Here is a 22623-nt window from a genome sequence, read left to right on the forward strand (position 1 = left end):
GTCGCGGGTGGTGAGGGAGGGAAGGGAGGGGAGGGGAGGGGAGGGCGAATCAGGCGGTGGTCGCGGGCCCCGGCGCCGGTGTGCCCTGCGCCTGGATCGCGGTGATGGCAACGGTGGTGACGATGTCCTGGACCAGAGCACCGCGTGACAGGTCGTTGACCGGCTTGCGCAGGCCCTGGAGCACCGGGCCGACCGCCACCGCACCCGCCGACCGCTGCACGGCCTTGTAGGTGTTGTTGCCCGTGTTGAGGTCCGGGAAGATCAGCACCGTCGCGCGGCCGGCCACCTGGGACCCGGGCAGCTTCGTCGCGGCGACCGAGGGCTCCACGGCCGCGTCGTACTGGATCGGCCCCTCGACGGCCAGGTCGGGACGCTGCTCGCGGACGAGCTCGGTGGCCTTGCGCACCTTGTCGACGTCCGCGCCGCTGCCGGAGGTGCCGGTGGAGTACGAGAGCATCGCGATCCGCGGCTCGACCCCGAAGGCGGCCGCGGTCGTGGCCGACTGGACGGCGATGTCGGCGAGCTGCTCGGCGTTCGGGTCCGGATTCACGGCGCAGTCGCCGTAGACGAGGACCCGGTCGGCCAGGCACATGAAGAAGACCGAGGAGACGATGGACGTCTCGGGCCTGGCCCTCCCGTCGCCCGCCACCCCCCTGTCCGACGCGCTTCGCGCGGCTGCGTCGGTCTTGATGATCTCGAAGGCCGGGCGGATGGTCGCGGCGGTGGAGTGCACCGAACCGGAGACCATGCCGTCGGCCAGGCCGCGCTGGACCATCAGGGTGCCGAAGTAGTTGACGTCGGTGACCACGTCGCCCGCCAGCTCGACGGTCATGCCCTTGTGGGCGCGGACCTGGGCGTAGTACTCGGAGAAACCTTCCCGCAGCGGGGAGGTGGCGGGGTCGATGATCTGTGCGCCCGAGATGTCGAGGCCGAGGTCGCCGGCCTTCTTCAGGATCACCTGCTCGTCGCCCAGCAGGGTCAGGTCGCAGACCCCGCGGCGCAGCACCACGTCCGCGGCGCGCAGTACGCGCTCCTCCGTGCCCTCGGGCAGGACGACACGGCGGCGGTCCGAGCGTGCCCGCTCCAGCAGCTCGTGCTCGAACATCATCGGGGTGACGCGCTCGGAGCGGGACACCGACAGCAGACCGCGCAGCTCGCCGGTGTCCACGTGCCGCTCGAACAGGCCGAGCGCGGTCTCCAGCTTGCGCGGGGTCGCGGAGTTCAACCGGCTCTGCAGCGAGAAGAGTTCGGCGGCGGTCGGGAAGCTGTTGCCGGCCACCGACACCACGGGCGTGCCCGGCGCCAGCTTGGAGGCCAGCGTCAGGATGTCCTTGCCGGGGCGCTCGTTCAGGGTGAGCAGCACACCGGCGATCGGCGGGGTGCCGGAGGTGTGCGCGGCCAGCGCGCCGATGACCAGGTCGGAGCGGTCGCCGGGGGTGACGACCAGGCAGCCGGGGGTCAGGGCGTTCAGGAAGTTCGGCAGCATGGCTCCGCCGAAGACGAAGTCCAGGGCATCGCGGGCCAGCCCGGCGTCGTCGCCGAGGAGCACCTCGCCGCCGAGCGCGCGGGTGATCTGGGCGACGGTCGGGGCGGAGAGCGACTTGTCGTCCGGCAGCACGTAGCAGGGCACGGGCAGCCGGGCGGCCAGTCGCTCGGCTATGACGTCGCGGTCCTCCGCGGCCACCCGGTTGACGACCATCGCGACGACGTGGCAGCCCAGGGTCTCGTAGGCGCGGTAGGCGTTGCGGGCCTCGGCGCGCACGGCCTCGGCGTGGTGCTTGGTGCCGCCCACGACGGGGACGACGACCGCGCCCAGCTCGTTGGCGAGGCGGGCGTTGAGCGCCAGCTCGTCGGGGAGGTTGGTCTCCGCGTAGTCGGTGCCGAGGACGAGCATGACCTCGTAGTCGCGGGCCACCCGGTGATAGCGGTCGACCAGCCGGGACACCAGTTCGTCGGTGCCCTTCTCGGCCAGGATCGCCGAGGCCTCCTGGTACGACATCCCGTAGGCCGTCGCGGCGTCCTGCTCGATCCGGTAGCGGGCCTTGAGGAGGTCGAAGAGCCGGTCCGGTGCGTCGTGCAGGAGCGGACGGTAGACGCCGACCCGCCCCGTCTGCCGGGTCAGCAGCTCCATGATCCCCAGCTCGACGACCTGCCGGCCGTCCCCCCGCTCGATACCGGTCACGTACACGCTGAGCGTCACGCCCGCTCTCCGTCCCATGCTGTGAGTGTCATTTTGGTCTGGCTCGACCCCTTGACAATACCTCTGTCAATGGATAGGGCGCTCTCCGGAAAAAGGCCTGGCCGGGGCGGCCGAAAGGCCTTCGGGGCGGAGCAGCCGAAAACGCGCGGCACCCCGGGCCCGTGGAACAATCGGACAGGCTTCACCATTACGCCCTTCATATGGACGGCAGGAGACACAGCACGATGCGTATCGGAGTTCTCACCGCAGGCGGCGACTGTCCGGGCCTCAACGCTGTCATCCGGTCGGTCGTACACCGCGCCCTCGTCGGTCACGGGGACGAGGTCATCGGCTTCGAGGACGGCTTCAAGGGCCTCCTCGACGGCAACTTCCGCCCCCTCGACATCAACGCCGTCAGTGGCATCCTCGCCCGCGGCGGCACGATCCTCGGTTCGGCGCGCATGGAGCGCGCCCGTCTTCACGAAGCCGCCGAGAACGCGCAGGAGCTGGCGACCCGCTACGGCATCGACGCCCTCATCCCGATCGGCGGAGAAGGCACCCTGACCGCGTCCCGGATGCTGTCGGACGCCGGGATGCCGGTCGTCGGCGTACCGAAGACCATCGACAACGACATCTCCTCCACCGACCGCACCTTCGGCTTCGACACCGCCGTCATGGTCGCCACCGAGGCGATCGACCGCCTCAAGACCACCGCCGAATCGCACCAGCGCGTGATGGTCGTCGAGGTCATGGGCCGTCACGCGGGCTGGATCGCCCTGGAGTCCGGCATGGCCGGCGGTGCGCACGGGATCTGCCTGCCCGAGCGCAACTTCGAGGTGGACGCCCTGGTGAAGATGGTGGAGGAACGATTCGCCCGCGGTAAGAAGTTCGCCGTCATCTGCGTCGCCGAGGGCGCGCACCCGGCCGAGGGCTCCATGCCGTACGAGAAGGGCGCGATCGACCAGTACGGTCACGAGCGCTTCGCCGGCATCGGCAACCGCCTCGCGATCGAACTGGAGCACCGCCTCGGCAAGGAGGCCCGCCCGGTCATCCTCGGCCACGTCCAGCGCGGCGGCACCCCCACCGCCTACGACCGCGTCCTCGCGACCCGCTTCGGCTGGCACGCCGTCGAGGCCGTCCACCGCGGCGAGTTCGGCAACATGACCGCCCTGCGCGGCACCGACATCGTGATGGCCCCGCTGGCCCACGCGGTCACCGAACTGAAGACGGTCCCCGAGGAGCGCATGTACGAGGCCGAGTCGGTCTTCTAGCCAGGGGTGACCGTCCCCGCGAGCGGGGCTACGCTCGCAGCCCCTGAGCCGATCGGCCGTGGAGGCGCCATGGACACCCCTGTCCCGGGCACGCCCGTCTTCCTCCTCCCGCCGCCCGCCGAACCCGGCGACGCACCGGTGCGCGTCGTATGGGCCCTGGGCGACCCCCGCCGTGACCTCGACGCGAACCTGGTCCGGCTGCGCGCCGGAGCCGTCGTCGAAGAGGACACCGGGACGCTCCCGGGCGCGCTGCTCCTGGTCGTCGCCGGCTCGGGCGAGATCCGCACCCCGGGCCGCACCGTGGAGCTCACCCCCGGCTGCGCGACCTGGCTGCCCGCCGGCACCCCGCGCGCCCTGCGGGCCGGCGCCGAGGGGCTGACCTACACCGCCGCGCACCGCCGGAGCCCCACCGAGGCCGTCCTCCCGGAAGCCGGCGAGCCTGCCTGTCTGCTGCACCTGGTCTGCGACGGCTGCGGACGCCTGGCCGCCGACCGCGACGCCCGCTTCTGCTCCCGCTGCGGAACCCGGCTCGGCCCGCAGGGCCAGGATCCGGATCCGGATCCGGATCCGCACGAGGCCGCCTAGGCGGCACCGCCCGCCAGGTACCAGAACCGGTCCACGATCTCGACGAGGAACTCCCGGCCGGCGTCGCCGCTGCCGGCCTCGCCCTGGCCGCCGCCCCAGCTGAGCGTCGCCACCATCCGCGACTGGTAGTCCCCGTGCAGCTGCTCCAGGACCCGCTCCAGGTGGTGCTTGGGGATCGGCAGCAGCTTGCCCAGCGGTTTCACGTACGCCTGCCAGCGCGTGGTGACCGCGCTGCGCAGCAGTTCGGCCAGTTCCTCGTGCTTGCCGGTCGCCGTCACGAACTGGGCCAGCGTCAGCCCCAGTACCGAGGCCAGGGCGGCGGACTGCCGCTCGTTGCCCTTCCAGCGGCCGGTGTCCTCCATCTTCTGGTACGAGCCCGTCTCCAGGCCGATCCGCCGGGCCAGGTCGTCCGCGGCGAGGCCCCGGGCGACCCGGTGCTCCCGCAGGGTGACCGGTTCAGCGAGGAGCTCGCCGGGGGCACACCACAGCACGCCCGCGAGGGCCGTGACCTCGGCCGAAGAGGGTGATATCTCGCCACGCTCCCAGGCCATCACGGTCTCGGGCGCGACGACGAGTCCGTACTGGGCGCGCAGGCCATAGGCGACATGACCGGGAGCCATGCCCAGGGCCGCGCGCAGGCGACGCGCGGCGGGGGCATTGAAAGGCGGGCTGGAGTGCACACCGCACACCGTAGAAGTGGCCAGGCTGTGGCGCCTACAGACCAAACAAACAAGCCCATACCTCGTAGGAACGTCCTATGAAGTTAAGGGCTTTCGTCGGTTTTTCGGGCGACTGTCCGGTAATCGGCGACTCCGTAGATCCTTTCCGTGAGTACGGTTCCAGCCAACGTCCGTCGAGGCAAGCGCCTTCACACGCTCCCCACCATGTGTGAACCGGCCATCCACCTCCTCCGTGATCCCTTTCGGCGGCCCTCGCCCACCGGGGGGGGTGTCTCTATGTCTTTCGTCAAGGACGTGGTGTCGGGTATGGGACCGTTTGGGATGGTCATGCGGCGAGGGTGACGGCGGGGATTCTGGACTCGTAGAAGGTGCCGTCTCGGAGCATGGCGAACAGGACGCTGATGCGTTGGCGGGCGAGGCGGAGGAGAGCCTGGGTGTGGGTTTTCCCGCGGGCGCGTTGCCGGTCGTAGTAGGTGCGGGAGGCCGGGTCGGCGTTCATGCAGGCGAAGGCGGAGAGGAACATGGCGCGTTTGAGCTGCCGGTTTCCGCCTCGTGGTGCGTGTTCGCCGTGGATCGAGGTCCCGGACGACTTCGTCGTCGGGGCGAGACCGGAGTAGGAGGCGAGGTGGGCGGCGCTGGGAAAACTGGTGCCGTCGCCGACGGTGACCAGCAGGACGGCGGCGGTCCTGACTCCGACTCCCGGCATCGAGGTCAGGACCGGGTGAAGAGGGTGAGCCTCCAGCAGGCTGCTGATCTGGGCTTCCAGTGCCCGACGCTGGTCGTGAACCGCCGCGAGCGAGGCCGCCAGGGACGGGATCACGATGTCGAGGGTGCCGGTTCCCGGGACCACGACGGTCTGCTCGTCGAGAGCGTCGAAGACCTCGTCGATCAGCCGCGCGGCCATGCGTGGGGCCTTCGGGCGGATGAGTTCGACGAGTCTGCGGCGGCCGGCTTTGCGCAGAGCGGCCGGAGATCCGTGGCGCTCGAGGAGCCAGGTGACGGCCGGGTGGTCCAGCCGGGGCCCGAGAACGCGCTCCAGCGACGGGTGGAACTGGGTGAGCAGGCCGCGTATCCGGTTGCTGGTGCGGGTGGCTTCGGCGGCGAGGTCCTGGTCGAAGCCGGTCAGCACCGTGAGCTCGGCGGTGATCTCGTCCGTCAGCTCCAGCGACCGCAGGACGTGCGGCATGGTGCGGGCGGCGTCCGCGATCACCGCCGCGTCCTTCGCGTCGGTTTTTGCCTCTCCCGGATACAGGTCGGCGATCCGGCGCATGGCGAGTCCGGGCAGGTAGGCGACCTCGCAGCCCGCGTCGCGGGCGACGGTCAGCGGCAGAGCGCCGATCGATGCGGGCTGGTCCACGATCACCAGCACCGTGCCGAACTTCGCGATCAGCTTGTCGAAGACGGCCCGCAGTTTCGGTTCGCTGTTGGGCATCGGCTTGTCGAAGACTTTCTTGCCCGCCGGCGTCAGCCCGTGGCCGTGATGGGCGGTCTTGCCGACGTCCATACCCAGGAAGACGCCCACATCGCCGGTGTCTAACATCGCACCCCTCCTGGGTGGTTGACCTGGCCGGCCTCTGCGTTGGCACCGTGCTCGCGCATCCACGTTATGCAGACCTGCCGCCCACGCTTCTGCCCGGCATTGCGCCGGGCCGGGCGGTGGTCGGGTCTCTCATCAGCGTCTCCGACGGCACCCCACGGACCCGGCGACACCACCCCCCAGGTCATCCGTTCGACAGAGGGGACACAGTCATACCGGGCCCGGAGGCCAGCGGCCCCATTGCAGGACCGCGAAAAACATAACGGGGGGGGCGAGGGTCCGGTCCTTGCCTTGACGTCGGCGTCAAGGAATACGGTCGGTCCATGCGCATCGGCGAACTGGCGGAGCGGGCCGGGACCAGCACCCGGACGCTGAGGTACTACGAGTCGCGCGGGCTGCTCCCCGCGCGGCGGGCCGGCAACGGCTACCGGACCTACGACGAGGACGACCTGCGGCTGCTGAGCCAGATCCGCATGCTCCAGGACTTCGGCTTCGAGCTGGAGGAGACCCGGCCCTTCGTGGACTGCCTGCGGGCCGGCCACCCGGCCGGGGACTCCTGCCCCGCCTCGCTCGCCGTCTACCGGCGCAAGCTCGCCGAGCTGGACGGCCTGATCGGCCAGCTGGCCGACGTGCGCGAGCAGCTCGGGCGGCAGTTGGCCGACGCGGAACGGGCGGCCGGCGTGGAGGCCGTGCCGAAGTGCGAGATGACCGGATGAGAGGGATGGGGACATGAAGGCTCACGGTGTGGCGCAAGTGACCGACGAGGATTTCGAGGCGGAGGTCCTCGGGGAGCGGGGACGGCCCGTCCTCGTGGAGTTCACGGCGGACTGGTGCGGCCCCTGCCGCCAGCTCGCACCCGTGCTCTCCTCGATCGCGGCCGAGGAGGCCGACCGGCTCAAGGTCGTGCAGATCGACGCGGACGCCAACCCGGGGACCGTCACGCGGTACGGGGTGCTGTCCATGCCGACCCTGCTCGTCTTCCGTGACGGCGAGCCCGTCCAGCAGATGGTCGGGGCCCGGGCCAAGCGCAAGCTGCTCCAGGAACTGGAGGAGCAGCTGGCCACGGCCTGAGCCCCGGGGCGGCGGGCCGGCGCCCCGGCCCGCCGCCCCGGCCCATGGATCTCAGTCCTGCGGCCGGAACCAGACCGTCGCCAGCGGCGGCAGGGTCATGCGCAGGCTCGCCGGACGGCCCTGCGCCGGCACCGGATCCGGCCGCAGCGGCTGCGCGTGGTGGATGCCGCTGCCGCCGTAGACCTCATGGTCGGTATTGAGCACCTCCTGCCACAGCGGCACCTCCTCCGGCACCCCGATCCGGTAGCCGTGCCGGACCACGGGCGAGAAGTTCGACACCGCGAGCAGCTGCGAGCCGTCCTGCGCGTACCGGAGGAAGGCGAAGACGTTGTCCTCCGCGGCATCGGCCTCCACCCAGGCGAAGCCCTCCGGCACGGTGTCCCGCTCCCAGAGGGCGGGCGTCGCCGTGTACGTGCGGTTCAGGTCGCGCACGAGGTCGCGTACGCCGCGGTGGTCGCCGGCCGCCGAGTAGGAGGTGTCCAGCAGCCACCAGTCCGGCCCGTGCGCCTCCGACCACTCCGACCCCTGGGCGAACTCCTGCCCCATGAACAGCAGTTGCTTGCCCGGATGGGCCCACATGAAGCCCAGGTACGCCCGGTGCGAGGCCCGCTGCTGCCACCAGTCGGCCCCGGGCATCCTCGACACCAGCGATCCCTTGCCGTGCACCACCTCGTCGTGCGAGATCGGCAGCACGTAGTTCTCGCTGAAGGCGTAGATCATCCCGAAGGTCATGTCGTGGTGGTGGTACTTGCGGTACACCGGCTCCTTCGACATGTAGCGCAGGGTGTCGTGCATCCAGCCCATGTTCCACTTCAGGCCGAAGCCGAGCCCGCCGGAGTCCGTCGGCCGGGTCACGCCCGTCCAGGCCGTGGACTCCTCCGCGATCGTCACCACCCCCGGGCAGCGCCGGTACACGGTCGCGTTCATCTCCTGGAGGAAGCCCACCGCGTCCGGGTTCTCCCGGCCGCCGTGCTCGTTGGGCGTCCACTCGCCCTCGTTGCGCGAGTAGTCGAGGTAGAGCATCGAGGCCACGGCGTCCACGCGCAGGCCGTCCACGTGGAACTCCTCGCACCAGTACACGGCGTTGGCGACGAGGAAGTTGCGGACCTCCTTGCGGCCGTAGTCGAACTCCAGCGTCCCCCAGTCCGGGTGCGCGGCCCGGCGCGGGTCGTGGTGCTCGTACAGCGGGCGCCCGTCGAACTCGGCGAGGGCCCAGTCGTCGCGCGGGAAGTGCGCCGGCACCCAGTCGACGATCACCCCGATCCCGGCCCGGTGCAGCGCGTCCACGAGGAAACGGAAGTCGTCCGGGGTGCCCATCCGCGAGGTCGGCGCGTAGAAGCCGGTGACCTGATAGCCCCACGAGCCGCCGAAGGGATGCTCGGCGACCGGCATCAGCTCCACGTGTGTGAAGCCCAGCTCCTTGACGTACGCGGGCAGCTGCTCGGCGAGCTGCCGGTAGGAGAGCCCGGGCCGCCAGGACGCCAGGTGAACCTCGTACACCGAGAGGGGGGCCTGGTGCGGGGGCAGGGCCCCGCGCTCGGCCATCCACTGCGCGTCCTGCCACTCGTACTGCGAGGCCGTGACCACCGAGGCGTTCGCCGGGGGCACCTCCGCGGCCCGCGCCATCGGGTCGGCGCGCAGCGTGTGGCTGCCGTCGGGCCGGGCGATGTCGTACTTGTAGAGCGTTCCGGCGCCCACCCCGGGAAGGAACAGCTCCCACACGCCCGTCGAGCCGAGCGAGCGCATCGGGTAGGCGACGGAGTCCCAGTACGAGAAGTCCCCGCTGACCCGGACCCCCTGGGCGTTCGGCGCCCACACCGTGAACCGGGTCCCGGTGACGCCCTGGTGCTCCATCGGCTGGGAACCCAGCGCCGTCCACAGCTGCTCGTGGCGGCCCTCGCCGATCAGGTGCAGGTCCAGCTCGCCGAGCGCGGGCAGGAACCGGTAGGGGTCGTGGACCTCGATCTCGTCGCTGTCGTACGTGACCAGCAGCCGGTACTCCGGTACCCCGGCCAGCGGCAGCAGCCCCGAGAACAGTCCGTCGCCGTCGTCGACGAGCTCGGCCCGCAGTCCCTTGGCGACGATCGTGACCGCCTTGGCGTGGGGCCGCAGCACCCGGAAGGCCACCCCGCCCCGTTGGGCACGGGCCCCCAGCACCGCGTGCGGATCGTGGTGGCGGCCCTCCAGCAGCCGGGCGCGTTCGTCGGCTCCGAGTGCGGGCGCCGGCCGGACGCCGTGCGATGGGGTGGCACGGCGGGCCCGGGGAGCGCGGGCCTTCTTCGCCGCCGCCGGGGCGGGTGCGGCTTCGTCGCGGACGGTCGGTGACGGCTGTCGTGCGGCGCTCACGCGAGCGGCCTCCTCGGGGGCTTCGGGTGGGGGTGCGGGGAGATGGAGCCGGGGGCGGGCGGGGTGGGCGGTACGCGGTGGGCGGGCCGCACGGGTTCCGAGAGCCGCCGGATCGCGGCCATCGGGACGTGCAGCCAGTCGGGGCGGTGCCGGGACTCGTAGCGGGCCTCGTACACCGCCTTGTCGGTCTCGTACGCGCGCAGCAGTACCGGGTCCTCGCGGGGGTCCCGGCCGGTGGTGCGGGCGTAGCCCTCGCAGAACGCGGCCCGGCAGTCGTCCGCCCAGGCGGGGGCGAACGGCCGGTGCGAGCGGGCGGCGTAGTCGAAGGAACGCAGTATCCCGGCGATGTCGCGCACCGCCGGTTCGGGACGGCGCCGGTCGGCCAGCGGCCGGGCCGGCTCGCCCTCGAAGTCGATCAACGACCAGCTGCCGTCGAGGGTGCGCAGGGTCTGCCCCAGATGGAGGTCCCCGTGGATCCGCTGGGCGGGGACGCCCGCTCCCCGGGAGGCGGCCAGCGCGTCGAAGGCGCCCCGCAGCCCCGCCTCGTAGGGCCGCAGCGCGGCCACCTCACGGGCGGTCGCGGCCAGCCGCGCCGTCATCCCCGCGGCGAGCCGGGCGGTCTGCTCCGGGCCCAGAGCGACCGTGGGCAGCGCCGCGGCCAGCGCGCTGTGCACCTCGGCGGTGGCCCGGCCCAGCGCGTGCGCCTCGGCGGTGAAGTCGGCCCCGGCGCCGAGCCGGCGCAGCGCGAGCTGCCAGCCGTCGTCGGAGCCGCGCAGGTACGGCTGGAGCACGCCCAGGGTCAGCGGCTCGCTGCCGGGCGGCTCGGCCTCGTACCAGGCGACGGGTGCCGGCACCCGGGTGCAGCCGGCCGCGGCCAGCGCCCGGGGCAGCTCCAGGTCCGGGTTGATCCCGGGCCCGACCCGCCGGAAGACCTTCAGGATGAACGAATCTCCGTAGATCAGAGAGGAATTCGTCTGCTCCCCGGAGAGCGGCCTGGGCGTGAGTCCCGCCGGGATCGGCGAGGCCGGGTCCCGGTCGAAGCGCAGCGGCCCGAGGGCGCCGGGGGAGCGCAGCCGCTCCAGCAGCATGGCGGCGAGCCGGGGATCGCCGAGCGCCTCGTAGACCGCCCGGCCCGCGTACGGGCCGTGCTCGGCGTGCCCGATCAGGGTGGGTGCGAGGGCGGGCGGCAGGGACGGCCTGATGCCCAGCAGCAGTTGGTAGCAGTCCCCGTCGACATCGAGGAGCAGGTGCAGCAGTCCGGGAGTGGATCCCGGCGGCAGCAGCTCGGCCGCCGAGACGGTCCTGAGCCTGCTGATGGTGCGGCCCTTGCCCGCGAACCAGCGCTGTGCGGGCAGCCAGGCCCTCAGCATCGGTTCCAGCGGAGCGATCCCGGCGGCCCGGTCGGCCGTCAGCCGGCTCCGGGCGGATGCAGCCTCCGACATGGCGTCGCGTCCTTTCCCCGGGCCGTCACAGAATGCGCAGAGTGTCCCGGATGCGCGGCAGTTGCTTCTCCGGCATGTGCGAGTGTCGGGTCAGGATGGTCCGTACAGGGCGGGCGATTGACCCATTCGAGCTGCCCGCCCCGTTTTCGGGCCGCTACTTCGCGCGTTTGTCGACGCGCTGTTCGGTCCGCAGCCGGAACCAGTAGAAGCCGTGGCCCGCCAGGGTCAGCAGGTACGGCCACTCGCCGATCGGCGGGAAGCGCACATCACCCGTGAGCTCCACCGGGACCCGCCCGTTGAACGACCGCAGATCCAGCTCGGTGGGCTGCGCGAAGCGCGAGAAGTTGTGCACGCACAGCACCAGGTCGTCCCCGTACTCGCGGAGGAACGCGAGCACCGCCGGGTTCGACGACGGCAGTTCGGTGTACGAGCCGAGTCCGAAGGCCGGGTTCGCCTTGCGGATCTCGATCAGTCGCCGGGTCCAGTGCAGCAGCGAGGAGGGCGACGCCATGGCCGCCTCGACATTGGTGACCTGGTACCCGTGGACCGGGTCCATGATGACCGGCAGGTTCAGCCTGCCCGGATCGCACGAGGAGAAACCGGCGTTGCGGTCCGGGGTCCACTGCATCGGCGTGCGGACGCCGTCGCGGTCGCCCAGCCAGATGTTGTCGCCCATGCCGATCTCGTCGCCGTAGTAGAGGACCGGCGAGCCGGGCAGCGACAGCAGCAGGGCGGTGAACAGCTCCATCTGGTTGCGGTCGTTGTCCAGGAGCGGGGCGAGCCGGCGCCGGATGCCGATGTTGGCCCGCATCCTCGGGTCCTTGGCGTATTCGGCGTACATGTAGTCACGCTCTTCGTCCGTGACCATTTCGAGGGTGAGCTCGTCGTGGTTGCGCAGGAAGATGCCCCACTGGCAGCGGTCCGGGATCGCCGGGGTCTTGGCCAGGATTTCGGAGACCGGGTAGCGGGACTCTCTTCGTACGGCCATGAAGATGCGCGGCATGACGGGGAAGTGGAAGGCCATGTGGCACTCGTCCCCGCCCTTCGCGTAGTCGCCGAAGTAGTCGACGACGTCCTCGGGCCACTGATTGGCCTCGGCGAGGAGCACGGTGTCCGGGTAGTGCGCGTCGATCTCGGCCCGGACCCGCTTGAGCAGCTGGTGGGTGCGGGGCAGGTTCTCGCAGTTGGTGCCCTCCTCGGCGTACAGGTAGGGCACGGCGTCGAGGCGGAAGCCGTCGATGCCGAGGTCGAGCCAGAACCGCAGGGCGGAGACGATCTCCTCCACCACGGCCGGGTTCTCGTAGTTGAGGTCCGGCTGGTGGGAGAAGAACCGGTGCCAGTAGTACTGCTTGCGTACGGGGTCGTACGTCCAGTTCGAGGTCTCGGTGTCGACGAAGATGATGCGGGCGTCCTGGTACTGCTTGTCGTTGTCGGCCCACATGTAGTAGTCGCCGTACGGCCCCTCCGGGTCCTTGCGCGACTGCTGGAACCACTCGTGCTGATCGCTGGTGTGGTTCATGACGAAGTCGATGATCACCCGCATGCCGCGGGTGTGCGCGGCGTCCACGAACTCCACGAAGTCGGCGAGGTCGCCGAACTCGGGGAGCACGGAGGTGTAGTCGGCGACGTCATAGCCCCCGTCGCGCAGGGGTGAGGCGAAGAACGGCGGCAGCCAGAGGCAGTCGACACCGAGCCACTGGAGGTAGTCCAGTTTGCTGGTGAGTCCCTTCAGGTCCCCGACGCCGTCGCCGTTGCTGTCGTGGAAGGAGCGGACGAGGACCTCGTAGAAGACCGCCCGCTTGAACCAGTCGGGATCGCGGTCCTTGGCGGGGGTGTCCTCGAAGGTGTCGTGGACGGGATCGTTGATCATCATGTGGTGGGTGACCCTCCGGTGGGCGGGGACGGTCGCAGAGCGGCCAGTACGTGCGCGGGCGCGCGGCCCGGCTCTAGGCGCACGTAGTTCGCCCTGCCCCAGTGATAGGTCTCGCCGGTGAGCTCGTCGCGCACCGCGAGGGACCCGTGCCAGTCGAGGCCGAGTACCGGCATGTCCAACGACACCGTCGCCTCCTGGGTGTGGTGCGGATCGAGGTTGACGACCACCAGTACGGAATTGGCTCCGGCATGCTTCGAATAGGCGATCACCTGTTCGTTGTCGGTCGAGTGGAAGTGGATGTCGCGCAACTGCTGGAGAGCGGGATTGCGGCGGCGCGTCCGGTTCAGCGAGGTGATCAGCGGGGCGATCGTGGCGCCCGTGCGCTCGGCCTCGGCCCAGTCGCGTGGCCGGAACTCGTACTTCTCGGAGTTCAGGTACTCCTCGCTGCCCTCCCGCACCGGGGTGTTCTCGCAGAGCTCGTAGCCGGCGTACACCCCCCAGGCGGGGGAGAGGGTGGCGGCGAGGACGGCCCGCACCTCGAAGGCGGGGCGCCCGCCGTGCTGCAGGTACTCGTGCAGGATGTCCGGGGTGTTCACGAAGAAGTTCGGCCGCATGACCGAGGCGGAGGGTGTGGCGGCCAGCTCGGTCAGGTACTCGGTCAGCTCGGCCTTGGTGTTGCGCCAGGTGAAGTACGTGTAGGACTGCTGGAAGCCGACGGCGGCGAGCGCCCGCATCATCGCGGGCCGGGTGAAGGCCTCCGCCAGGAAGATCACGTCCGGGTCGGACTTGTTGATGTCCGCGATCACCTTCTGCCAGAAGACGACCGGCTTGGTGTGCGGATTGTCGACCCGGAAGATGCGGACGCCGTGGTCCATCCAGTGCCGCAGGATCCGGCAGGTCTCCTCGACGATGCCGGCCATGTCGGTGTCGAAGTGGATCGGATAGATGTCCTGGTACTTCTTCGGCGGGTTCTCGGCGTACGCGATCGTCCCGTCGGCGCGGTGGCGGAACCACTCCGGGTGCTTCTCCACCCACGGGTGGTCGGGGGAGCACTGCAGCGCGAAGTCCAGCGCGATCTCCATGCCCAGCTCGCGGGCGCGCCCGACGAAGGCGTCGAAGTCCTCCATGGTGCCGAGCTCCGGGTGGACAGCGTCGTGCCCGCCCTCCGTGGAGCCGATCGCCCACGGCACTCCGGGATCCCAACTCCCCGCGGAAAGCGTGTTGTTCGGCCCCTTGCGGTAGGTGGACCCGATCGGGTGGACGGGCGGCAGGTAGACCACGTCGAAGCCCATCGCGGCGATCGCCGGCAGCCGCTCGGCGGCGGTCCGGAAGGTCCCGCTGACCGGAGCCTCGCCGGGCTCCAGGACGGCGCCCTCCGAACGCGGGAACATCTCGTACCAGGAGCCGAAGAGGGCCCGCTTGCGCTCCACCAGGAGCGGCAGGGGCTTGGAGGCAGTGACCAGCTCCCGGTACGGACGCCTGGCCAGCGCGGCGTCCACGGCGGGGTTCAGGGCGGCCTCGTACCGTTCGGCGGCGGGCAGGTCCTCGTCACGCATGGTGCAGGCGGCGGCCAGGACGGCCTCGCGCCCGTCGCGCTTGGGGATCCGGGCCCCGGCCCGCTCGTAGAGCTCCGCGCCCTCCAGCAGCATCAGCCCGGTGTCGATCCCGGCGGGGATCTTGATCGCGGCGTGGGCCCGCCAGGTGGCCACCGGATCGCTCCACGCCTCGACGGTGTACGTCCACCTCCCCTCGGCGTCGAGGGAGATCCTGGTCCCCCACCGGTCGGTTCCGGGGGCGAGCTCGCTCAGCGGCACGGGGGCCCGCAGCCTCCCGCCCGGATCGCGCAGGACGAGGTGGGCGGCTACGGCGTCGTGTCCTTCTCGGAACACGGTGGCGGAGATCTCGAAGACCTCGTCCACGACCGCCTTTGCGGGTCTGGCGCCGCAGTCGACGGCGGGGCGGACGTCCAGCACGGGAATGCGACCGATCATGATGGGATCACCTGGGGGCAGTTCGCAGGGCTCGGTGACAACAGGCCAGCCGGAATCACGGCTGGTAGTGCACGCTCTGTTCGCTCTGTTTCTAGCCGCTCAGTGGACGGCTGGGCTGCGGGCATGGCCGCTCCTGTCCGCGTTCACTCGGGTGGCGGGGAGAGGGTTTGTGGGCGGGTGCGCCGTGCGTGTACGACGTTCGTGTGCGACGTGTACCCGGGGAGCCCTTCCCAGTCTCGCCCAACCCAATCCGCGCTCTCGGTCAACTACTCGTACGTAGTGGCACGGGTGTCACCGGGTGCCGGATCGACATCCGGCGGGGCTTCGTCAAGTCGGCCGGAATCAAAGGGTCCGGGCTGCGGAACACCCGTCCCAAGGGTCCCGCGGACCCCTCCCGCAGAGACGGTCGGACCGCCCCGGAGGACAATGACCCGCCACCCCCGAAGGCGGAACGGCCGGCGGTCCGGAAACCCTTCAGGATGTGGCCGAAAGACGTCCCCGGACGGCTTGCGGGCGACGGTACGTTCGAGTCCTCCGGGACCCTCCGGGGCGGTCCCGGGCCGTCCACACCTGTCATCCGTACGGGGGACAATGCCCCATGCACTCGGAGGCACTGCACGAACTGATCGGCGCCCGGCTGCGTGCGGCCGACCCGCGGATGCGGGAGGCGGCCGCGCGCCGGGCGGCGTCCGTCGCCTGGGGTCCGGACCAGGAGCGGTACCTGGCCGCAGCCCTCGCCGCCGCCGTCGGCCGCGAGCACGACCCCGCCGCCCTGGCGGCGCAGATCGATGCGCTGCCGGCCGTCGAACCGGCCCTCGACGACACCGCGCTGGTCCGCCTCGCCGGCCGCAGCGCCGGCTCCCCGGCCCTGGCCGCACTGCTCGTCCGCGCGGCCAGGCTGCAGATATCCGGCCCGGCGGAGCCCAGCGGCGACGCGACCCGGGTCGTCGTGCGCTGCCTGCGCGGGGCCCCGCACACCGGGCTCGGGCTGCGCACCCCCGGCGGGGAGTGGGTGGTGCTGGAGCGGATCGAGTTCTACGGCAGGGCCGTGGACCGGCTGGACCCCGGCTGCACGGCCCGGGTGCTGCTGTCCGGTCCCGGCGCGCGGGAGCTCGCCGAGTGGGACCGCCTGGACGCCGACCCCCGGGCCCGGGAGTACGCACCCTGGCTGCGCGCGGCCGACGCCCGGTTACGGTCGCGCGCCGCCGAGGACATCGCGGACTGGCCCGACTCCTGGGCGCCCGAAGTGGGCCGCTACCTGTGCGGCGTGCTCGCCTGGGCCGCGGTGCGGGAGACGGACCACGGCGTGCTGGAGTCCCACCTGCACGCACTGCTCGCCCTGAGCCGCTTCCTGGCGGAGCCGGCCTTCGCCCTGCTGCGCACCATGGACCGCGCCGCCCTGCCCCGGGTGCTGCGGCCCTGTCTGGACGACCTGTTGGAGGCGGACCGGCCCGGTACCGGCCGGTGAGCCCCGCCCGAGGCCCCATGGCCGGAACACGCGGGCGTCGCTAGCCTTCCCGGGGTGATGCGCGGGTGCACAGCGTGGTGTGGCCGCTCCGATCCGTAATCCCCTGCGAAGGTGGAACACGTGAAGGCTATCCGTCGATTCACCGTGCGCCCCGTCCTCCCGGAACCCCTGCTGCCGCTCACCGGCCTCGCGCGCAATCTGCGCTGGTCGTGGCATTCCGAGACCCGTGAACTCTTCCAATCCGTCGACCCCGAGGGCTGGCAGGCCGCCGGCGGCGATCCCGTCCGGCTGCTCGGTGCCGTCTCCGCGGCCCGGCTCGCCGAACTGGCCGCGGACCGCCGGTTCCTGCGGCGGCTCGCCGTCGCGGCCGCCGACCTCGATGACTACGTCAACGGCGGGAGGTGGTACCAGAGCCAGGAGAACGGCGCGGAACTGCCCGCCGCCATCGCCTATTTCTCGCCCGAATTCGGGATCACCGCCGCCCTGCCGCAGTACTCGGGCGGCCTCGGCATCCTCGCCGGGGACCACCTGAAGGCCGCCAGCGACCTCGGCGTCCCGCTCATCGGGGTGGGCCTGCTCTACCGCCACGGCTACTTCCGCCAGTCGCTCTCCCGAGACGGCTGGCAGCAGGAGCACTATCCCGTCCTCGACCCCAACGAACTCCCGCTCGGCCTGCTCCGCCAGGACGACGGCACCCCCGCCCGCGTCTCGCTGACCCTGCCCGGCGGACGCACGCTGCACGCCCACATCTGGCAGGCCCGCGTCGGCCGCGTACCGCTGCTGCTCCTGGACTCCGACGTCGAGGACAACGACGCCCCGGCCCGGGAGGTGACCGACCGGCTCTACGGCGGCGGCAGCGACCACCGGCTGCTCCAGGAGATGCTGCTCGGCATCGGCGGCGTGCGCGCGGTGCGCGCGTACTGCCGGATCACCGGGCATCCCGATCCCGAGGTCTTCCACACCAACGAGGGCCACGCCGGCTTCCTCGGGCTCGAACGCATAAGGGAACTGGAGAGGGAGCAGGGCCTCGGTTTCGAAGCTGCCGTCGAGGCGGTGCGCGCCGGAACCGTGTTCACCACGCACACCCCCGTCCCTGCCGGGATCGACCGCTTCGAGCGGGCCCTGGTCGCCCGGCACTTCGGGGAGGGCGGGGAGCTGCCCGGCGTACCGGTCGAGAGGATCCTGGAACTGGGCGCCGAGACGTACCCCGGCGGCGATCCCGGCGTGTTCAACATGGCGGTGATGGGACTGCGCCTGGCCCAGCGCGCCAACGGGGTGTCCACCCTGCACGGCGCGGTCAGCCGGGAGATGTTCGCCGGGCTGTGGCCGGGCTTCGACCCGGCCGACGTGCCCATCACCTCCGTGACCAACGGGGTGCACGCCCCGACCTGGGTGGCCCCCGAGGTGATCCGGCTCGGCGCCCGCCAGATCGGCGCGGGCCGCACCGAGGACGCCCTGTCGGTGGGCGGCTCCCCCCGCTGGGACGCGGTCGCCGACATCCCGGACCAGGACGTGTGGGACCTGCGGCGGGTGCTGCGCGAGCAGCTGGTGCAGGAGGTACGGGACCGGCTGCGGGCCTCGTGGCACCAGCGCGGGGCCGCCGCGGCCGAACTGGGCTGGGTGGACTCCGTACTCGACCCCGACGTGCTCACCATCGGTTTCGCCCGGCGCGTGCCCTCGTACAAGAGGCTGACGCTGATGCTGCGCGATCCGGAGCGGCTGCGCAGGCTGCTGCTGGACCCGGAGCGGCCGGTGCAGATCGTCGTGGCGGGCAAGGCCCACCCGGCCGACGACGGCGGGAAGCGGCTCGTGCAGGAGCTGGTGCGCTTCGCCGACGACCCGCGGGTGCGGCACCGGATCGTCTTCCTGCCCGACTACGGCATGGCCATGGCGCAGAAGCTCTACCCGGGCTGCGACGTCTGGCTCAACAATCCGCTGCGGCCCCTGGAGGCGTGCGGGACGAGCGGGATGAAGGCCGCCCTGAACGGCTGTCTCAACCTGTCCGTGCTGGACGGCTGGTGGGACGAGTGGTTCGAGCCGGACTTCGGCTGGGCCATCCCGACCGCCGACGGGCTCGGCGCGGACGAGGACCGGCGCGACCACCTGGAGGCGAGCGCCCTCTACGAGCTGATCGAGAACCGGGTCGCGCCCCGGTTCTACGACCGGACCGGGCGCACCGGCCTCCCGGTGCGGTGGATCGAGATGGTCCGGCGCACACTGGTCTCGCTGGGACCGAAGGTGCTCGCGGGGCGGATGGTCCGGGAGTACGTGGAGCGGCTGTACACGCCGGCCGCGCTCGCCCACCGGGCCCTGGACTCCGAGGCGGCGCGTGACCTCGCCTGGTGGAAGGGGCGGGTCCGGGCGGCCTGGCCGCGGATCTCCGTCGAGCACGTGGAGACGCTGGCCGAGGCCCCGGTGGGCGGCACCGCCGAGCTGGGCGCCACCCTCACCCTGCGCGTGCAGGTGGCGCTGGACGCGCTCGCGCCCGAGGACGTGGAGGTGCACGCCTTCGCCGGGCGGGTGGACCCGCAGGACGTGATCCGGGACGGGCGGAGCTTCCCGCTCAAGCCGGCCGCGGGGCCCGATCTGGAGGGGCGCTGGGTGTACGAGGGTCCGCTCGCGCTCGACCGTACGGGGCCCTTCGGCTACACGGTGCGCATCCTGCCCGCGCACCCGCTGCTGGCGACCCCGGCCGAATTGGGCCTGGTCGCGGCGCCGGTGGAGACCGACGCGGGGGGCGGGGTGCTCCTGCGCTGACCTCGTGGGGCCGGGCGGCGCGGTGCGGGTGCGCGCCGCCCGGCCTCATGGGTGAACCACGTCCGCACAAGATCTGCGGAAACGTTCCGGCAATGGGTCGCGCTCCTACGCTGCCCGAGGGTGCCACCGGACCGGCATCCGCGGAACCCGAGGAACGGACACCTCCCATGCGTCTTCGCTCGACCGCCGCCGTGCTCGTCGGCGCTCTCGCGCTCGCCCTGCCCACCGCCGGCCCGTCACTGGCCGACGACCACGAGGAACGCGCCCTCGGCACGCTGCACTACACCTACCTCGACGCGTCGGGCTCCCAGCGGAGCGGGCGGATCCGGCCCGCCGGCAACGACACCTGCTACCTGCTGACGCGCACCTCCCGCGACGAGCCCGCCATCGAGGTGCGCAACGAGACGGAGTCGCTGGCGGTCCTCTTCGACAACCGCAGCTGTGAGGGCGAGGCGGAGACGGTGCTGCGGCCGGGGGCGAAGGCGAAGCAGGTGGAGGTCGTCTCGGTCTACTTCAAGCCGGCGGACGACGAGGACGCGGGCCGGGGCGACAACGGGGGCAACGGCACCTGGCCGGGCCGTGACGAGAACGCGGGCAACGGCGGCAACGGCGGCAACGGTGGCAATGGCGGCAATGGCACCTGGCCGGGCCGCGAGGACCAGCCGCGCCAGGACCAGAGCGCCCCGGACCAGAGCCAGAACCGTGACGACGAGGAAGAGGAGCAGGAGGAGCAGGAGGAGGACTTCCTCACCGCGATCCTCCGCGCCCTCCACTGACACCGGTCAATGGAACAGGGCCGCCCGGGGAGGATTCCTCCCGGGCGGCCCCGTGGTCTCACTGCTCAGCCGGTGTTCACTTCACCCCGGTGGGGTCAGAAGGTGAGCTTCCAGCTGTTGATGTAGCCGGTGTCCAGGCTGGCGGCATCCCTGACGCGCAGCTTCCAGGTGCCGTTCGCGACCTCGGAGGAGGCGTTCACGGTGAACTGCTGGACGATGTTGTCCGCGCTGCCGCCGGTGCGGTTGCGCAGGTTGTAGACGCTGCCGTCGGGGGCGATCAGGTCGACCACCAGGTCACCGACGTAGGTGTGGACGATGTTCACGTCCACCTTGAGGGCGCTCGGGGCGTTGCCCGTGCGCGTCACGCTGATCGGGGACTCGACGGTCGCGTTGTCCTTGATCTGGTAGTCCGTGGTGTTCTCGAAGACGTTCGGCTGCGTGGTGCCGACCGTCCAGGTGAACGCCGCGGTGCCGGTCTGGTTCTGCGAGTCGGTCACCGTGACGGTCACGTTGGACGTGCCCGCGGTGGTGGCCGTGCCCGAGATCAGGCCGTTGGAGGAGTTGATCGACAGCCCGGCCGGCAGGCCGGTCGCCGCGTAGCTCAGCGCACCCGGGTTCGTGCTGGTGGCCTGGACCTGCAGGCTCACTGCGCCACCGGTGGCGGTGTTCTGGTTGGCGATCGGGGTGACCGTGACACCGTTGGAGATACGGCCTCCGACGGCGACGCCGGCCCAGGCGTTGGCGACGTTGTTGTAGATCGTCGAGCCCTGGCCGTAGAGGTCGGCGGCCGCCTTCAGCGTCTGCACGCGGGCGTCGGCGTAGTTGGTGTTCGACTTGAAGTAGCCCACGGTCAGCGCGCGGAACCAGATCTTCGAGGCGGCGTCGCGGCCGATCGCGGTGACGGGCAGGCCGTCCGCGGTCGGCGAGTTGTAGCTCACGCCGTTGACGACCTTGGCGCCCGAGCCCTCGGAGGCCAGGTAGTACCAGTGGTTGGCCGGACCCGAGGAGTAGTGGACGTCGATGGAGCCGATGCCCGAGTACCAGCTGTCCTTGGACGAGCCGTCCTTGCTCGGCTTGTCCATGTAGCGCAGCGGGCTGCCGTCGCCGTTGATGTCGATCTTCTCGCCGACCAGGTAATCACCGACGTCGGCCGGGTTGTTGGCGTAGAACTCGACGGCGGCGGCCATGATGTCGGAGGTCGCCTCGTTCAGACCGCCGGGCTCACCGCTGTAGGTCATGTTGCCGGTGACCGAGGTCAGGCCGTGGGTCATCTCGTGCGCGGCCACGTCGGTGGAGGTGAGCGGCTTGTTGTTGCCCTCGCCGTCGCCGTACGTCATGCAGAAGCAGGAGTCCTGCCAGAACGCGTTGACGTAGGCGTTGCCGTAGTGGACCCGGGTGTACGGGGCCACGCCGTCGTTGCGCAGGCCGTTGCGGCCGTGCACGTTCTTGTAGTAGTCCCAGGTGACCGCGGCGCCGTAGTGGGCGTCCGCGGCGGCCGTCTCCAGGTTGGCCGGCAGGCCGTTGCCCCAGACGTCGTCCGGGCCGGAGAAGAGCGTGCCGGTGCCGGAGGAACCGCGGTTGAGGTTGTAGGTCTTGTGGTTTCCGCGCGCGGCGTCGGTCAGGTTCCACGTGCTGCCCGACTGGCTGGTCCCCAGGGTCACCTGACCGCTGTACATCGTGTTGCCGGTGCCGGTCTCGACGGCCTGCCACTCGGTGATCTTGGCGCCGGTCCTGGCGTTGGTCACCACGTGGAGCTCGTTCGGCGTGCCGTCGTGCTGGAGGCCGCCGACGACGGTCTCGAACGCGAGGACCGGTACGCCGTCTGCCGCCCAGATCACCTTGCGGGCGTTCTTGGAGGCCTTGGCCTCCTTGGATCCCTCGGCGTTCGCGACGGAGACGGCCTGGCTCTCGGCCGCCGCCGGGGTGACCGAGGCCTCGGTGGTCGCCACCTTGATCTCGTGGTTCGTCGCCTTGGTCACGCTCTTGGTGACGCCGTCCTTGGCGTGGACGGTGAGGTCACCACCCAGGACGGGGAGCCCGTCGTAGGTCCGCTCGTAGGTGGTGTGCGTGGTGCCGTCCGCGTCCTTGACCACGTCGCGGACGACGAGCTTCTCGCCGCTGCCGAGGCCGAGCGCCTTGGCGGCCTGCGCAGTGGTCGAGTTGGCCTCGGCGAGGAGCGTCGCACGCTCCGAAGCGCTGAGTACGAGGTTGGCCGCGCCCGGGTTGGACTGGGTGGCCTTGGGTGCCTTTGACGCGGTGGCGTCGGCGGTTGCGGTGCCGGACTGTATGCCGACGGCGAGCAGCGCTGCGGCGGCAACGAGCGCGCCGGCCGCGGTGGCACGCCTCTGGGGGGTGGACCTCAACGCAGACTCCTTCTGCAAGGGGGGTTCCGGATGGCTGGGTGGGCCTCCGGGCAGAACAGGGCTGGTGCGATGAACGGTCGAAGATTGCCACTCGCAGAGTCAGATGTCAGGGCCGCGTCAAAAGGTTGGCCGGAAACGGTTCGTTGTCCGAAGATACGTATCCGGTATCCGGAGCATTCACCTACGGATGCGTCCCTGCACCGCCCGGCATGCGGAACGCCTGCTACCGGTTGCTAACACTTGCGCAACAAGCGGCTGCGTTGACCCAAACGGCATTTACCGTA

At 71.2% G+C, this 22623-nt stretch carries 15 protein-coding genes; 7 read left to right on the top strand and 8 right to left on the bottom strand.

Going from position 1 to position 22623, the window contains the following annotated elements; genetic code table 11:
- Positions 1–49: 49 nt before the first annotated feature.
- Positions 50–2200, bottom strand: a complete 2151-nt coding sequence (pta, locus tag OG444_RS26485) for a phosphate acetyltransferase (protein ID WP_327266939.1) — start codon at positions 2198–2200, stop codon at positions 50–52.
- Positions 2201–2424: 224 nt separating this feature from the next.
- Between pta and OG444_RS26490 the strand changes: the two genes are divergently transcribed.
- The gene (locus OG444_RS26490; RefSeq protein WP_327264514.1) at positions 2425–3450 is read left to right on the top strand and encodes an ATP-dependent 6-phosphofructokinase; all 1026 of its coding nucleotides are present in this window, start codon (positions 2425–2427) and stop codon (positions 3448–3450) included.
- 69 nt (positions 3451–3519) lie between these two features.
- Positions 3520–4035: a hypothetical protein gene (locus tag OG444_RS26495; RefSeq protein ID WP_327264515.1), complete on the top strand. Its 516-nt coding sequence runs from the start codon at positions 3520–3522 to the stop codon at positions 4033–4035.
- On the opposite strand, the gene OG444_RS26500 is transcribed toward OG444_RS26495, so the two are convergent.
- The gene (locus OG444_RS26500; protein WP_327264516.1) at positions 4032–4715 is read right to left on the bottom strand and encodes a helix-turn-helix domain-containing protein; all 684 of its coding nucleotides are present in this window, start codon (positions 4713–4715) and stop codon (positions 4032–4034) included. The two genes, OG444_RS26495 and OG444_RS26500, sit on opposite strands and share 4 nt — an antisense overlap.
- A 325-nt stretch (positions 4716–5040) precedes the next feature.
- On the bottom strand, positions 5041–6255 hold the full coding sequence (locus OG444_RS26505) for an IS110 family transposase (protein WP_327263586.1): 1215 nt from the start codon (positions 6253–6255) through the stop codon (positions 5041–5043).
- Positions 6256–6575: 320 nt separating this feature from the next.
- On the opposite strand from OG444_RS26505, the gene OG444_RS26510 reads away from it, so the two are divergent.
- The gene (locus OG444_RS26510) at positions 6576–6968 is read left to right on the top strand and encodes a MerR family transcriptional regulator (protein ID WP_327264517.1); all 393 of its coding nucleotides are present in this window, start codon (positions 6576–6578) and stop codon (positions 6966–6968) included.
- Between the two features lie 13 nt (positions 6969–6981).
- Positions 6982–7323: a thioredoxin gene (trxA, locus tag OG444_RS26515; RefSeq protein WP_327264518.1), complete on the top strand. Its 342-nt coding sequence runs from the start codon at positions 6982–6984 to the stop codon at positions 7321–7323.
- A 51-nt stretch (positions 7324–7374) separates the two neighbouring features.
- Here the strand turns inward: trxA and glgB are convergent, their stop codons facing one another.
- From glgB to OG444_RS26535, 4 genes are all read right to left on the bottom strand, one after another.
- Entirely contained in the window at positions 7375–9669 is a 2295-nt protein-coding gene (gene glgB / locus OG444_RS26520) for a 1,4-alpha-glucan branching enzyme (protein ID WP_327264519.1), read from the bottom strand.
- Positions 9666–11111, bottom strand: a complete 1446-nt coding sequence (locus OG444_RS26525; protein WP_327264520.1) for a maltokinase N-terminal cap-like domain-containing protein — start codon at positions 11109–11111, stop codon at positions 9666–9668. Before OG444_RS26525 ends, glgB begins: the two co-directional genes overlap by 4 nt.
- Before the next feature lie 154 nt (positions 11112–11265).
- Positions 11266–12984 carry a maltose alpha-D-glucosyltransferase gene (gene treS / locus OG444_RS26530; RefSeq protein ID WP_327264521.1) on the bottom strand — a complete coding sequence of 573 codons (1719 nt, stop codon included), beginning with the start codon at positions 12982–12984 and terminating at the stop codon, positions 11266–11268.
- Positions 12981–14975: an alpha-1,4-glucan--maltose-1-phosphate maltosyltransferase gene (locus OG444_RS26535; protein ID WP_327264522.1), complete on the bottom strand. Its 1995-nt coding sequence runs from the start codon at positions 14973–14975 to the stop codon at positions 12981–12983. The genes treS and OG444_RS26535 overlap by 4 nt, the downstream gene beginning before the upstream one ends.
- Before the next feature lie 598 nt (positions 14976–15573).
- Here OG444_RS26535 and OG444_RS26540 point away from each other — a divergent pair.
- The 3 genes from OG444_RS26540 to OG444_RS26550 all read left to right on the top strand — a co-directional run bounded on the left by OG444_RS26540 (position 15574) and on the right by OG444_RS26550 (position 19976).
- Positions 15574–16443, top strand: a complete 870-nt coding sequence (locus tag OG444_RS26540) for a hypothetical protein (protein WP_327264523.1) — start codon at positions 15574–15576, stop codon at positions 16441–16443.
- A gap of 120 nt (positions 16444–16563) precedes the next feature.
- Positions 16564–19200 carry an alpha-glucan family phosphorylase gene (glgP, locus tag OG444_RS26545; protein WP_327264524.1) on the top strand — a complete coding sequence of 879 codons (2637 nt, stop codon included), beginning with the start codon at positions 16564–16566 and terminating at the stop codon, positions 19198–19200.
- A 167-nt stretch (positions 19201–19367) separates the two neighbouring features.
- Complete coding sequence (locus OG444_RS26550) at positions 19368–19976, top strand: hypothetical protein (RefSeq protein WP_327264525.1); 609 nt, start codon at positions 19368–19370, stop codon at positions 19974–19976.
- Positions 19977–20071: 95 nt separating this feature from the next.
- Here the strand turns inward: OG444_RS26550 and OG444_RS26555 are convergent, their stop codons facing one another.
- Positions 20072–22339 carry a M4 family metallopeptidase gene (locus OG444_RS26555; protein WP_327264526.1) on the bottom strand — a complete coding sequence of 756 codons (2268 nt, stop codon included), beginning with the start codon at positions 22337–22339 and terminating at the stop codon, positions 20072–20074.
- Positions 22340–22623 lie beyond the last annotated feature (284 nt).

It is taken from the genome of Streptomyces sp. NBC_01232, from assembly GCF_035989885.1.
GTDB lineage: Bacteria > Actinomycetota > Actinomycetes > Streptomycetales > Streptomycetaceae > Streptomyces.